The sequence below is a fragment of the Mesorhizobium sp. M0870 genome (assembly GCF_040319775.1).
In the GTDB taxonomy this organism is placed as follows: domain Bacteria; phylum Pseudomonadota; class Alphaproteobacteria; order Rhizobiales; family Rhizobiaceae; genus Mesorhizobium.
Map to the genome: position 1 here is coordinate 1 of NZ_JAMYOI010000056.1, position 14,788 is coordinate 14,788.

Annotated in this window: 10 protein-coding genes; all 10 read left to right on the plus strand. The window is 61.8% G+C overall.

The window, feature by feature from the left end:
* The first annotated feature begins 74 nt into the window (after positions 1 to 74).
* The 10 genes from NKH97_RS32555 (at position 75) to NKH97_RS32600 (ending at position 14,497) form a co-directional block, all read left to right on the plus strand.
* On the plus strand, positions 75 to 1,199 hold the full coding sequence (locus NKH97_RS32555; RefSeq protein ID WP_023814287.1) for an NAD(P)/FAD-dependent oxidoreductase: 1,125 nt from the start codon (positions 75 to 77) through the stop codon (positions 1,197 to 1,199).
* Positions 1,200 to 1,569: 370 nt separating this feature from the next.
* Positions 1,570 to 1,773 (plus strand): preprotein translocase subunit SecE, encoded by a 204-nt coding sequence (secE, locus tag NKH97_RS32560; protein ID WP_013531408.1) that lies wholly within the window; start codon positions 1,570 to 1,572, stop codon positions 1,771 to 1,773.
* Positions 1,774 to 1,800: 27 nt separating this feature from the next.
* Positions 1,801 to 2,328, plus strand: a complete 528-nt coding sequence (nusG, locus tag NKH97_RS32565; RefSeq protein WP_013531409.1) for a transcription termination/antitermination protein NusG — start codon at positions 1,801 to 1,803, stop codon at positions 2,326 to 2,328.
* Positions 2,329 to 2,486: 158 nt separating this feature from the next.
* Entirely contained in the window at positions 2,487 to 2,915 is a 429-nt protein-coding gene (gene rplK, locus NKH97_RS32570) for a 50S ribosomal protein L11 (RefSeq protein WP_013531410.1), read from the plus strand.
* Positions 2,916 to 2,919: 4 nt separating this feature from the next.
* Complete coding sequence (rplA, locus tag NKH97_RS32575; protein WP_013531411.1) at positions 2,920 to 3,618, plus strand: 50S ribosomal protein L1; 699 nt, start codon at positions 2,920 to 2,922, stop codon at positions 3,616 to 3,618.
* A 394-nt stretch (positions 3,619 to 4,012) separates the two neighbouring features.
* On the plus strand, positions 4,013 to 4,531 hold the full coding sequence (gene rplJ / locus NKH97_RS32580) for a 50S ribosomal protein L10 (RefSeq protein ID WP_013531412.1): 519 nt from the start codon (positions 4,013 to 4,015) through the stop codon (positions 4,529 to 4,531).
* 54 nt (positions 4,532 to 4,585) lie between these two features.
* Entirely contained in the window at positions 4,586 to 4,963 is a 378-nt protein-coding gene (gene rplL / locus NKH97_RS32585) for a 50S ribosomal protein L7/L12 (protein ID WP_027038853.1), read from the plus strand.
* A 251-nt stretch (positions 4,964 to 5,214) separates the two neighbouring features.
* A complete protein-coding gene (gene rpoB, locus NKH97_RS32590; protein WP_023814288.1) occupies positions 5,215 to 9,351 on the plus strand; it encodes a DNA-directed RNA polymerase subunit beta in 4,137 nt (1,378 codons plus the stop codon).
* A gap of 202 nt (positions 9,352 to 9,553) precedes the next feature.
* Positions 9,554 to 13,750, plus strand: a complete 4,197-nt coding sequence (gene rpoC, locus NKH97_RS32595) for a DNA-directed RNA polymerase subunit beta' (RefSeq protein ID WP_023814289.1) — start codon at positions 9,554 to 9,556, stop codon at positions 13,748 to 13,750.
* An 81-nt stretch (positions 13,751 to 13,831) separates the two neighbouring features.
* Positions 13,832 to 14,497, plus strand: coding sequence for an O-methyltransferase (locus NKH97_RS32600; protein WP_352799856.1), 666 nt, complete (start codon positions 13,832 to 13,834; stop codon positions 14,495 to 14,497).
* The last annotated feature ends 291 nt before the right edge of the window (positions 14,498 to 14,788 follow it).

Genomic DNA, 14,788 nt, shown 5'->3' on the forward strand with positions numbered 1-14,788 from the left:
ATCGCCATCTGGCCGATATGCGTGGAACGCCTTCGGTCGCTCAATCCACTCTCTACACAGTGAAAGAACATCTCATGGTTACATCGCATCCGGTCTCGAAGGTCGTCGTTGTCGGAGGCGGCATTTTCGGTGTCTCCACAGCCGTTCATCTCGCGCGGCTTGGCATCGAAACGATCCTCGTCAACGATGGACCGCTTGCCAAGGGGGCGTCGGGCCGCTCGCTCTCCTGGCTCAATTCAGCGCGCAAGCGGTCGGCTGAGTATCATCGCTTGCGCATGATCGGTATCGACCGCTACCGGACGTTGTCGGCGAGATATCCGGATGCTGCGTGGCTGCGTTTCGATGGCGGCCTGACATGGGATGCGGACGACGCCTCGAACCAGATTGCTGATGTCTTCGCCCATGAAAAGGATCTCGGCTATGACGCACAGCACCTGACCGCGGCCGCCATAGCGGCGGTCACACCAGGCGTTGCCGCAGGCGCCGTCACGCCGCAGGGAGCCATTTTCAACCCAGGGGAAGGCTGGGTCGACCTGCCATCGCTGATCGATGCATTAATTGCGGAGTTCGTGGAGCGCGGCGGGCGACTGGTCACCGATGCCGGCAGGGCCACGGTCACGGTTGTCGATGGTCGTGCCACTGGCGCCACCACGACCAGCGGCATCGACTTTCCTGCCGATGCAGTCCTCCTGGCGACCGGCAGTGATGTGCCGCGAATGGTTGCGGCCACAGGCCACCATATCGAGGATGGGACGCCGATCGCGCTGCTGGTCAGGACCAAGCCGGTCGATTTGGCTCTTCGGGCCGTGCTCAACACGCCGCGCGTCGCCATCCGCCCGACGCCGGACGGAGCCCTCGCGCTCGATTCCGCCTGGTCGGAAGAAGAGGTAATCATCAATGCAGACGGCACCTATGGGGTGAAGGGCTCGACGATTGATGGACTTCTTGAACAAGCCGCGAAGGTCCTCGAGGGACATCCAAAGCTGGAATTGGAGAGTTATGGTGTCGGCCCCAAGCCGATTCCGGGCGACGGCGAGCCGGTCTTCGGCTTGTTGAAAGATATCCAGGGATACTACGTCGCCTTCAGCCACAGCGGCGCGACGCTTGGCCTGATCGCCGGTGAACTCATTGCCGACGAGATCGCCACCGGAAGAGAGCACCCGCTGCTTGCCAAGTTCCGCCCAAGCCGCTTTGCTTAGGCTTTCGGAATTGTTTCGTGTGGCCATCAGCGACATTTCTGCGGTCTGCCCTTTGAAAATCGGCGACCCGCTTGCCATATTAGCCCGATTGGGGCATAAGAGCGCCATAGCCGGGACGGAACGACTGGATGGTTCCGAGGCGGTGTTTGGTCATAAAGCGGAGACTTGCCACTTGCGTGGATCAAGAATCGGTTTTATGTAGACGAAACAGACACGCGACGCGTGGAGCTGGGAAACCGGCTTTACGCGTCTGATTTGCATGGGCGAAATGATTGCGCTGATTCGGCGCGAAATTCGCTCAGGCGGTACGTCCCGGCCAGCGGGATCATCCAGGAGACCCGGCCAACGGGTCTTGAAGACAGAGCGGCATATGGCTTCGAAAACCACAAATCCTTTCGTCTTTCTCCAGCAGGTCCGCGCGGAGACCGCCAAGGTGACTTGGCCGTCGCGGCGCGAAACGATGATCTCGACGGTGATGGTTCTGGCCTTCGCAGTGATCGCGATGATCTTTTTCTTCACCGCCGATCAGCTCATGGGCCTTGCGGTCGAACAGATTCTGGGCATCGGACGCTAAGTCCGGCGATTACGGAGAAGTCTTGAAATGACCGCGCGCTGGTACATCGTCCACGCCTATTCGAACTTTGAAAAGAAGGTCGCCGAGGATATCGAGAACAAGGCCAAGCAGAAGGGCCTGTCCGCCGACATCCATCAGATCGTGGTTCCGACCGAGAAGGTCGTCGAAGTTCGCCGCGGCCGCAAGGTCGATGCCGAGCGCAAGTTCTTCCCGGGCTATGTGCTGCTGAAGGCGAATTTGACCGACGCTGTGTTCTCGCTGGTCAAGAACACACCGAAGGTCACCGGCTTCCTGGGTGACTCCAAGCCGGTGCCGATCACCGAGGCGGAAGCGCAGCGCATCCTGAACCAGGTGCAGGAAGGCGTCGAGCGGCCCAAGCCCTCGGTCACGTTCGAGATCGGCGAAGCGATCCGCGTTTCGGATGGTCCCTTCGCGTCGTTCAACGGTTTCGTCCAGGAAGTGGACGAGGAGCGGGCGCGGCTCAAGGTGGAAGTTTCGATCTTCGGGCGCGCCGTGCCGGTCGATCTGGAATTCGGACAGGTCGAAAAGGGCTGATCCGAAATCCCTGACGCCGGTTTGGCGATCAGGGGAGGCGGCGCGGAAGCGCGGCCTGAGAACGGTGGGAGACGAATGCGGCTTTAGCCGGCCGCATGGATCGCACCACCAGACTGCAACCGCCGGCATGACCGGCATAGACAAAGGCAGGAAAAGAGATGGCTAAGAAAATTGCAGGCCAGCTCAAGCTCCAGGTGAAAGCGGGATCGGCTACGCCGTCTCCCCCGATCGGCCCGGCGCTTGGTCAGCGTGGCATCAACATCATGGAGTTCTGCAAGGCGTTCAACGCGCAGACCCAGGAAATGGAAAAGGGATCGCCGGTTCCGGTCGTCATCACCTACTATCAGGACAAGTCCTTCACCTTCGTCATGAAGACGGCGCCGGTGAGCTACTTCCTGAAGAAGGCAGCGAACCTGACGTCCGGTTCCAAGGAGCCGGGCAAGGTCAAGGCCGGTACGGTTTCGCGTGACAAGGTCCGCGAGATTGCCACCGCGAAGATGAAAGACCTGAACGCAAACGACGTCGAAGCGGCCATGCGCATGGTCGAGGGCTCCGCCCGCTCGATGGGTCTGGAAGTGGTGGGCTAAGATCATGGCAAAGATTGCAAAGCGTGTATCGAAGACCCGCGAAGGCATCGATCCCAACAAGGCTTATGCCCTGGGTGATGCGCTGAAGCTGCTCAAGGACCGTTCCTCGGTGAAGTTCGATGAGACCATCGAAGTCGCCATGAATCTCGGCGTCGACCCGCGCCATGCCGACCAGATGGTCCGCGGCGTGGTCAACCTGCCGAACGGCACCGGCCGCTCGGTGCGTGTCGCCGTGTTCGCCCGTGGCGACAAGGCCGACGAAGCGCGCGCCGCCGGCGCCGACATCGTTGGTGCCGAGGATCTGGTCGACATCGTCCAGAAGGGCACGATCGATTTCGATCGCTGCATCGCCACGCCGGACATGATGCCGCTGGTCGGTCGTCTGGGCAAAGTGCTCGGCCCGCGCGGCATGATGCCGAACCCGAAGGTCGGCACCGTCACCACCGACGTTGCCGCCGCCGTCAAGGCATCCAAGGGCGGCGCCGTCGAGTTCCGTGTCGAGAAGGCTGGCATCGTCCATGCCGGCGTCGGCAAGGTCTCGTTCGACGTCAAGGCGCTGGAAGAGAACATCCGCGCCTTCGCCGATGCGGTGACCAAGGCAAAGCCGACTGGCGCCAAGGGCAACTACGTCAAGAAGGTGTCGGTCACCTCGACGATGGGCCCGGGCCTCAAGCTCGACGTCGCGACGCTCAACGCGTCCTGATACGAACATTTGGATCGGCCGCTAAGCGGCTGATCCGCAAGTGAATTCCGGGCCTCCGACCTAGTTGGCGGCCCGGTGCCGGAAGTCGAAAGGCTTCCGGACATCCTGTCCGAGATTGCAGGCGGCCCAGAAGCCTTAATTCGATTTGGGCCTGCATGAGACGGGTGAAGACCGGACAACGGAGCGATTGCTCCAATGAAAGGTTCGAACCGTGTTTGCCTTTTGTCTGCGCATCGCCGGCTTGACTGTCGATGTGGCGAAAGGGGGCAGGATCCTCGAGCGTCGTTCGGGAGATCCGTTACTGGATGGCCCGGCCGACAAAAGGCAACCCGACGCCTGTCCTCGTCAATGGGATGTTCCCGTTAACAGGATTGGGGTCAACTGGAGATAGGCAGTGGACAGAGCGGAAAAACGCGAACTCGTCACGGGCCTGAACGGTGCGTTCTCGAACGCAGGTTCAGTGGTCGTGGCCCACTACGCCGGTATCACCGTCGCGCAAATGAACGACCTTCGGTCGAAAATGCGCGCCGCCGGTGGCACCGTCAAAGTCGCGAAGAACCGTCTCGCCAAAATCGCTCTTCAGGGCACGGACTCCGCATCGATCATCGAGCTGTTCAAGGGACAGACGCTGATTGCTTATTCGGAGGATCCGATTGCGGCGCCGAAGGTCGCGTCCGATTTCGCCAAGGGAAATGACAAGCTCGTCATTCTCGGTGGCGCAATGGGCACCACCTCGCTCAATGCCGACGGTGTGAAGGCACTCGCCACACTTCCGTCGCTCGATGAGCTGCGCGCCAGGCTGGTTGGCATGATCGCCACGCCGGCAACCCGGATCGCCCAGATCGTCAATGCGCCAGCGGCTTCGGTCGCGCGCGTCATCGGCGCTTACGCCCGGAAGGACGAGGCGGCATGAGGCCGTTCCTCGCTATCACAAACACACGTTCGAACCTTATGAAGGAACACAACAATGGCTGATCTCGCAAAGATCGTAGACGACCTTTCGAAGCTGACCGTCCTCGAGGCGGCTGAGCTGTCGAAGCTTCTGGAAGAAAAGTGGGGCGTTTCCGCCGCTGCTCCGGTGGCTGTTGCCGCCGCTGGCGGTGGTGCGGCCGCTGCTGCTCCGGTCGAGGAAAAGACGGAATTCGACGTCGTCCTCACCGAGGCAGGCGCTCAGAAGATCAACGTCATCAAGGAAGTCCGCGCCATCACCGGTCTTGGCCTCAAGGAAGCCAAGGACCTGGTCGAAGCGGCTCCGAAGCCGGTCAAGGAAGCCGTTTCCAAGGCCGACGCTGACAAGTTCAAGGCCCAGCTGGAAGCAGCCGGCGCCAAGGTCGAACTGAAGTAAGCGTAAAAGCGGCGGGCGGCCTCGCGCCGTCCGCCACTCCCTTCGCCCGAAGGGAGTGCGCGTAACGCGAGATCTACGAGAACCTCTTTCCTGAGGGCCGAAAACCGGCCTTCAGGAAACGGGTTTTCTCCCGTTCTAGCCGGCCGCCGACAGGCGCCGGGAAAACAGACAGAGGGTTGCCGCCAAGGTGGCCCAGCATGCAAGGCGAGCCGCGGCGAGGCTCGTCCCGAGTTTAGAGCTAAGGAGCGACGATGGCCCAGACCCAGACTTTCAATGGCCGCAGACGCGTACGCAAGTTCTTCGGAAAGATTCCGGAAGTTGCGGAGATGCCGAACCTGATCGAGGTTCAGAAGGCATCCTATGACCAGTTCCTGATGGTGGCGGAGCCCAAGGGTGGGCGTCCGGACGAGGGACTGCAGGCTGTTTTCAAGTCGGTCTTCCCGATCTCCGATTTTTCCGGCTCCTCGATGCTGGAGTTCGTGAAGTATGAGTTCGAAGGACCGAAATTCGACGTTGACGAATGCCGTCAGCGCGACCTGACCTATGCCGCGCCGCTCAAGGTGACGCTGCGCCTCATCGTGTTCGATATCGACGAGGATACCGGCGCCAAGTCCATCAAGGACATCAAGGAGCAGGACGTCTACATGGGCGACATGCCGCTCATGACGCTGAATGGCACCTTCATCGTCAACGGCACCGAGCGCGTCATCGTCTCGCAGATGCACCGCTCGCCGGGCGTCTTCTTCGACCATGACAAGGGCAAGTCGCACTCGTCGGGCAAGCTTCTGTTTGCCGCGCGCGTCATCCCCTATCGCGGCTCGTGGCTCGACATCGAGTTCGATTCCAAGGACGTCGTGCACGCCCGCATCGATCGTCGCCGCAAGATTCCGGTGACGTCGCTGCTGATGGCGCTCGGCATGGACGGCGAAGAAATCCTGTCGACCTTCTACAACAAGATCACCTACAAGCGCGCCGGCGACCATTGGCGCATTCCGTTCAACGTCGAGCGTTTCCGCGGCCTCAAGGCCGTCGGCGACCTGGTCGATGCCGATACCGGCGAAGTCGTCGTCGAAGCCGGCAAGAAGATCACGGCACGTCAGGCTCGGGCGCTTGGCGAAAAGGGTCTGAAGGCGATCAAGGCGACCGACGAGGATCTGCTCGGCAACTACCTGGCCGAGGACATCGTCAACTACGCCACCGGCGAGATATTCCTCGAAGCCGGGGACGAGATCGACGAGAAGACGCTGAAGGTTCTGCTCGGCACCGGCGAAGACGAGATCAAGGTTCTCGACATCGACCACGTCAATGTCGGCGCCTATATCCGCAACACGCTCAACGTCGACAAGAACGAGAGCCGCCAGGACGCGCTGTTCGACATCTATCGTGTCATGCGCCCCGGCGAGCCGCCGACGCTCGAAACCGCCGAAGCCATGTTCAACTCGCTGTTCTTCGACAGTGAGCGCTACGATCTGTCGGCCGTTGGCCGCGTCAAGATGAACATGCGCCTCGAGCTCAAGGCCGAGGACACCGTGCGCGTGCTGCGCAAGGACGACATCCTGGCCGTGGTCAGGACGCTGGTTGAACTGCGCGACGGCAAGGGCGAGATCGACGACATCGACAATCTCGGCAACCGCCGCGTGCGTTCGGTCGGCGAGCTGATGGAAAACCAGTACCGCGTCGGCCTGCTGCGCATGGAACGCGCGATCAAGGAGCGTATGTCCTCGATCGAGATCGACACGGTCATGCCGCAGGACCTGATCAACGCCAAGCCGGCGGCTGCCGCCGTGCGCGAGTTCTTCGGTTCCTCGCAGCTGTCGCAGTTCATGGACCAGACCAACCCGCTGTCGGAGATCACCCACAAGCGCCGCCTCTCGGCGCTTGGACCGGGCGGTCTGACCCGCGAGCGCGCCGGCTTCGAAGTGCGCGACGTGCACCCGACGCATTACGGCCGCATCTGCCCGATCGAGACGCCGGAAGGCCCGAATATCGGTCTGATCAACTCGCTGGCCACCTTCGCACGCGTCAACAAGTACGGCTTCATCGAGAGCCCGTACCGCAAGATCGTCGACGGCAAGCTGACCAATGACGTCGTCTATCTCTCGGCGATGGAAGAGGCCAAGCACCATGTCGCGCAGGCCAACGCCGAGCTCGACAAGAACGGTGGTTTCGTCGACGAATTCGTCATTTGCCGCAGTGCCGGCGAAGTGATGATGGCGCCGCGCGAAAACGTCGATCTGATGGACGTGTCGCCCAAGCAGATGGTGTCGGTGGCCGCGGCCCTGATCCCGTTCCTGGAAAACGACGACGCCAACCGCGCTCTGATGGGCTCGAACATGCAGCGTCAGGCCGTGCCGCTGGTGCGCGCCGAGGCGCCGTTCGTCGGCACCGGCATGGAGCCGATCGTTGCCCGTGACTCGGGCGCTGCCATCGGCGCCCGCCGCGGCGGCATCGTCGACCAGGTGGATGCGACGCGTATCGTTATCCGCGCTACCGAAGATCTCGATCCGGGCAAGTCCGGCGTCGACATCTACCGGCTGATGAAGTTCCAGCGTTCGAACCAGAACACCTGCATCAACCAGCGTCCGCTGGTTCGCATGGGTGACCTCGTCAACAAGGGCGACATCATCGCCGACGGTCCGTCGACCGAGCTCGGTGATCTGGCGCTCGGCCGCAACGTGCTGGTCGCGTTCATGCCGTGGAATGGCTACAACTACGAGGACTCGATCCTCCTGTCCGAACGCATCGTCGCCGATGACGTCTTCACCTCGATCCATATCGAGGAGTTCGAGGTCATGGCGCGCGATACCAAGCTCGGGCCGGAGGAAATCACGCGCGATATTCCGAACGTCTCGGAAGAAGCGCTGAAGAACCTCGACGAAGCCGGCATCGTCTACATCGGTGCGGAAGTTCAGCCGGGCGACATCCTGGTCGGCAAGATCACGCCGAAGGGCGAAAGCCCGATGACGCCGGAAGAGAAGCTTCTGCGCGCCATCTTCGGCGAAAAGGCATCCGATGTGCGCGACACCTCGATGCGCATGCCTCCGGGCACTTTCGGCACCGTCGTCGAGGTGCGCGTCTTCAATCGCCACGGTGTGGAGAAGGACGAGCGCGCCATGGCGATCGAGCGCGAGGAGATCGAACGCCTCGCCAAGGACCGCGACGACGAGCAGGCCATTTTGGACCGTAACGTCTATGCGCGTCTTTCCGACGTGCTCGTCGGCAAGGAAGCGATCGCTGGACCGAAGGGCTTCAAGAAGGGCTCGACGCTGTCCAAGGATACGCTCGACGAGTATCCGCGTTCGCAGTGGTGGCAGTTTGCCGTGGAGAACGAAAAGCTCCAGAGCGAACTCGAAGCCCTGCGTGGCCAGTACGACGATTCCAAGAAGGCGCTCGAACAGCGTTTCATGGACAAGGTCGAGAAGGTCCAGCGCGGCGACGAAATGCCTCCGGGCGTCATGAAGATGGTCAAGGTCTTCGTGGCCGTGAAGCGCAAGATGCAGCCCGGCGACAAGATGGCCGGCCGTCACGGCAACAAGGGTGTCGTGTCGCGGATCGTTCCGGTCGAGGACATGCCTTTCCTCGAGGACGGCACGCATGCCGATATCGTGCTCAACCCGCTGGGTGTGCCGAGCCGCATGAATGTCGGCCAGATCCTGGAAACGCATCTGGGCTGGGCATGCGCGGGCATGGGCAGGAAAATCGGCGAGCTGATCGACACGTACAAGGCAGCCGGCGACATCAAGCCGCTGCGCAAGACGCTCGAGAGCTTCATCCCGGCCAACGACCGCAACGAGCCGGTTCGTGACTATGACGACGAGAGCATTGTTCGCCTCAGCGAGCAGATGCGCCGCGGCGTCTCGATCGCGACCCCGGTGTTCGACGGCGCGCACGAGGCTGACATCAACATCATGCTGGAGCAGGCGGGCCTGCACACCAGCGGTCAGTCGCAACTCTATGACGGACGCACCGGCGAGCCGTTCGATCGCAAGGTGACGATGGGCTACATCTACATGCTCAAGCTTCACCATCTCGTGGACGACAAGATCCACGCGCGTTCGATCGGTCCGTACTCGCTCGTCACCCAGCAGCCGCTGGGCGGCAAGGCGCAGTTCGGTGGCCAGCGCTTCGGCGAGATGGAGGTCTGGGCACTCGAAGCATACGGCGCCGCCTACACGCTGCAGGAAATGCTGACGGTGAAGTCGGACGACGTCGCAGGCCGTACCAAGGTCTACGAGGCGATCGTCCGTGGCGACGACACCTTCGAGGCCGGCATCCCCGAGAGCTTCAACGTTCTCGTCAAGGAAATGCGGTCTCTCGGCCTCAATGTCGAGCTGGAGAACACCAAGCTCGACGACAACCCTGTCCGGCTGCCAGATGCTGCCGAATAGGGGCGCGGCCGAGTAAGGCAATGGCGCGCCACGGCTTTCCGCGGCGCGCCTCGATCATGATCCCGAAAAGTGGCTACCGGTTTTCGGATGGGATCATGCTCAACCAGGAAGTATTCGACGGCCAGTGGCCGACAAAGACGGCGGGCGTTTGGCTCGCGACTAGATGCAAGGGGTCTTCGAGGATCCCGAAAAGGAGAACGGCATGAACCAAGAGGTCATGAATCTCTTCAATCCCCAGGCGCCTGCGCAGGTGTTCGATTCCATCCGGATATCGCTCGCCAGCCCTGAGAAGATTCTGTCCTGGTCTTTCGGCGAGATCAAGAAGCCGGAGACCATCAACTACCGCACCTTCAAGCCGGAGCGTGACGGTCTGTTCTGCGCGCGCATTTTTGGCCCGATCAAGGACTATGAGTGCCTGTGCGGCAAGTACAAGCGCATGAAGTACAAGGGCGTCATCTGCGAGAAGTGCGGCGTTGAAGTCACGCTGTCGCGCGTTCGCCGCGAGCGCATGGGCCATATCGAACTGGCGGCACCGGTCGCCCATATCTGGTTCCTGAAGTCGCTGCCGTCGCGCATCGGCACGCTGCTCGACATGACCCTGAAGGACATCGAGCGCGTCCTCTACTTCGAGAACTACATCGTCACCGAACCTGGCCTCACCGCGCTGAAGGAGCACCAGCTGCTCAGCGAGGAAGAGTACATGATCGCCGTCGACGAGTATGGCGAGGATTCGTTCACCGCCATGATCGGCGCCGAGGCCATTCATGACCTCCTGGCCGGCATGGACTTGGAGAAGATCGCCGGCGACCTGCGTTCGGAACTGGCTTCGACCACCTCCGAGCTGAAGCAGAAGAAGTATCTGAAGCGGCTCAAGGTCGTCGAGAACTTCATGGAATCCGGCAACCGTCCGGAATGGATGATCATGAAGGTGGTTCCGGTGATCCCGCCGGACCTGCGCCCGCTGGTTCCTCTGGACGGCGGCCGCTTCGCCACGTCGGATCTGAACGACCTCTATCGCCGCGTCATCAACCGCAACAATCGTCTGAAGCGGCTGATCGAGCTGCGCGCTCCCGGCATCATCGTGCGCAATGAAAAGCGCATGCTGCAGGAAGCCGTCGATGCGCTGTTCGACAACGGCCGTCGCGGCCGCGTCATCACCGGCGCCAACAAGCGCCCGCTGAAGTCGCTGTCCGACATGCTCAAGGGCAAGCAGGGCCGGTTCCGTCAGAACCTGCTCGGCAAGCGCGTCGACTATTCCGGCCGCTCGGTCATCGTGACCGGTCCGGAGCTCAAGCTGCACCAGTGCGGCCTGCCCAAGAAGATGGCGCTCGAACTGTTCAAGCCCTTCATCTACGCCCGTCTCGACGCCAAGGGTTACTCTTCGACCGTCAAGCAGGCGAAGAAGCTGGTCGAAAAGGAGCGTCCGGAAGTCTGGGATATCCTCGACGAGGTCATCCGCGAACATCCGGTGCTGCTGAACCGTGCGCCGACGCTGCACCGTCTCGGCATCCAGGCGTTCGAGCCGATCCTGATCGAGGGCAAGGCGATCCAGTTGCACCCGCTGGTCTGCACGGCCTTCAACGCCGACTTCGACGGCGACCAGATGGCCGTTCACGTGCCGCTGTCGCTGGAAGCGCAGCTTGAAGCCCGCGTGCTGATGATGTCGACCAACAACATCCTGCACCCGGCTTCCGGCGCGCCGATCATCGTGCCGTCGCAGGACATGGTTCTGGGTCTCTACTATCTCTCGATCGTCAACCAGAACGAGCCGGGCGAGGGCATGGTGTTTGCCGACATGGGCGAACTCCAGCACGCGCTCGAGACCAAGGCCGTGACGCTGCACTCCAAGATCAAGGGTCGTTTCCGCACGGTCGACGCCGAAGGCAAGGTGGTGTCGAAGATCCATGACACCACGCCTGGCCGCATGATCATCGGCGAGCTTCTGCCGAAGAACGTCAACGTGCCTTACGAGACCGCCAACCAGGAGATGACCAAGAAGAACATCTCCAAGATGATCGACACCGTCTACCGCCATTGCGGTCAGAAGGAGACGGTCATTTTCTGCGATCGCATCATGGCTCTCGGCTTCAGCCATGCCTGCCGTGCCGGCATTTCGTTCGGCAAGGACGACATGCTGATCCCGGATGCCAAGATCAAGCTGGTCTCCGACACCGAGGCTTTGGCCAAGGAATACGAGCAGCAGTACAATGACGGTCTGATCACGCAGGGCGAGAAGTACAACAAGGTCGTCGACGCCTGGGCCAAGTGCTCGGAAAAGGTCGCCGACGAGATGATGGCCCGCATCAAGGCGGTCGAGTTCGAGGACAATGGCCGTCAGAAGCCGATGAACTCGATCTACATGATGTCGCACTCCGGTGCGCGTGGCTCGCCCACCCAGATGCGTCAGCTTGCCGGCATGCGCGGCCTTATGGCCAAGCCGTCGGGTGAAATCATCGAAACGCCGATCATCTCGAACTTCAAGGAAGGCCTGACCGTGCTCGAGTACTTCAACTCGACCCACGGCGCCCGCAAGGGTCTGGCCGACACCGCCTTGAAGACGGCGAACTCGGGTTACCTCACCCGTCGTCTGGTCGACGTGGCGCAGGACTGCATCGTCAACTCCGTCGACTGCGGCACCGACAAGGGCCTCACCATGCAGCCGATCGTCGATGCCGGTCAGGTCGTCGCTTCGGTCGGCCAGCGCGTGCTGGGCCGTACGTCGCTCGACGACATCACACATCCGGTGTCGGGCGAGATCCTGGTCAAGGCCGGAACGCTGATGGACGAGCGTGACGTGGAACAGATCGAAAAGGCCGGCGTCCAGTCGGTCCGCATCCGCTCGGCACTGACTTGCGAAGTCAGGGTTGGCGTCTGCGCGGTCTGCTACGGTCGCGATCTTGCCCGCGGCACCCCGGTCAACCAGGGCGAAGCCGTCGGCGTCATCGCGGCGCAGTCGATCGGCGAGCCGGGCACGCAGCTCACCATGCGTACCTTCCACATGGGCGGTACCGCGCAGGTGGTGGACAGCTCGTTCCTTGAAGCCTCGTATGAGGGCAAGGTCGAGATCCGCAACCGCAACGTGGTGCGCAACTCCGACGGCCAGCAGATGGTCATGGGCCGCAACATGGCGGTGCTGATCCTCGACGAAGCCGGCAAGGAGCGCGCCTCGCACCGTCTCACCTATGGTTCGCGCATCTTCGTGGACGATGGTGACAAGGTGAAGCGCGGCCAGCGTATCGCCGAGTGGGATCCCTATACCCGTCCAGTCCTCACCGAAATCGAGGGCAGGGTGTCGTACGAGGATCTGGTCGACGGCATTTCCGTTCAGGAAACGGCCGACGAGTCGACCGGCATCACCAAGCGTGAGGTCATCGACTGGCGCTCGACGCCACGCGGTAACGACCTGAAGCCGGCGATCGCGATCCAGGACGCCAAGGGCAAGGTCGGCAAGCTGTCGAAGGGCGGCGACGCGCGCTTCCTGCTCTCGGTCGAGGCCATTCTTTCGGTCGAGCCGGGCTCGCAGGTTCGTCCCGGCGACGTGCTGGCGCGTATTCCGATGGAAAGCGCCAAGACCAAGGACATCACCGGCGGTCTGCCGCGTGTTGCCGAACTGTTCGAGGCACGTCGTCCGAAGGATCACGCCATCATCGCCGAGATCGACGGCACGATCCGCTTCGGCCGCGACTACAAGAACAAGCGTCGCATCATCATCGAGCCGCATGACTCGACGCTTGAGCCGGTCGAATACCTGATCCCGAAGGGCAAGCCGTTCCATCTCCAGGACGGCGACGTCATCGAGAAGGGCGACTACATCCTCGACGGCAATCCGGCGCCGCACGACATCCTGGCGATCAAGGGCGTGGAGGCACTTGCTTCCTACCTCGTCAACGAGATCCAGGAAGTCTATCGTCTGCAGGGCGTGCAGATCAACGACAAGCACATCGAGGTGATCGTTCGCCAGATGCTGCAGAAGGTCGAGATCACGGTGCAGGGCGACTCGACCTACATTCCGGGCGATCATGTCGACGTGATCGAACTGGAAGAGGTCAACGAGCGTCTGGTCGAGGACGGCAAGAAGCCGGCCGAAGGCCTGCCGGTGCTGCTCGGCATCACCAAGGCATCGCTGCAGACGCCATCCTTCATCTCGGCCGCCTCCTTCCAGGAGACGACCCGAGTGCTGACGGAAGCCGCGGTTGCCGGCAAGACCGACATGCTGCAGGGACTGAAGGAAAACGTCATCGTCGGCCGGCTTATCCCGGCCGGCACCGGCGGCACGATGAGCCAGATTCGGCGCATCGCCACCTCGCGCGACGAACTGATCATCGACGAGCGCCGCAAGGCCTCGGGTGTGGAAGTCGCCGAGCCGATGCTGGCCGACATGACAACCGCCGCGCAGTAAGCGGACGGAAAGGGAAGAGGAAAAGGGGCCGAATGGCCCCTTTTCGCGTTTAGGTCTCCAATTGGATCGGAGAAGAAAACGATGAGCAAAAGAAGCTGGGCGGCAGTCGACGACTACATCGTCGGTTCCCTGTTTGAGGCGGACCCCGTGCTTGATGCCGTTCTGGCGGCCAACCACGATCAGGGCCTGCCGGCGATCGACGTGTCGCCGGCGCAGGGCAAGCTGCTTTCCCTTCTTGCGCGGATGCGGGGAGCCAAAAAGGTTCTCGAAATCGGCACGCTGGGCGGCTATTCGACCATCTGGATGGCGCGCGCACTGCCTGCCGACGGCAAGATCGTGACACTTGAACTCGACCCGCATCACGCCAGCGTCGCGCGATCGAATTTCGAGCGGGCAGGCGTCTTGGAGCGGGTGGAACTGCGGGTCGGTCCGGCGCTTCAGTCGCTTGCAGCACTTGGCGCCGAGCATGCCGGTCCATTCGACTTCATCTTCATCGATGCCGACAAGCCGAACAATCCGCACTACCTATCCTGGGCCATGCGGTTGTCGCGGCCCGGAACCGTCATCGTCTGCGACAACGTCATCCGCGACGGCGCAGTGCTCGATCAGGGTGGCCGTGATCCCAATGTAGAAGGGGCACGCGCCGCATTCTCGTTCATCGGCAGCGAGAAGCGTCTGGACGGCACCGCCATCCAGACCGTCGGCGCCAAAGGCTATGATGGCTTTGCCATTGCGATCGTGGAGTGAGACCACACCATGATTGTCTGAATGACGTTGATATGAGGCCAAGTCGGTCGTGCTCAGCTGTCATCTGCTGCTCGTTTGACGACCGGCTTCCCCCAATCCGTCGCTGCTTCGCAGCGCCACCTTTCCCCCCTCCGGAGGGAAAGGAAGCCGCGTTGGACGAGCGTTGGCGGCAATAGGTTCGCGCCCCTTCCTCTCCCCCGTCGATCGGGGGAGAGCGACTATCTGGGGTGTCAAGTTGCAATTACGAACTCGTTGCGCGCATCGCGTGCTTTTGCATTGAGGATGACCAGG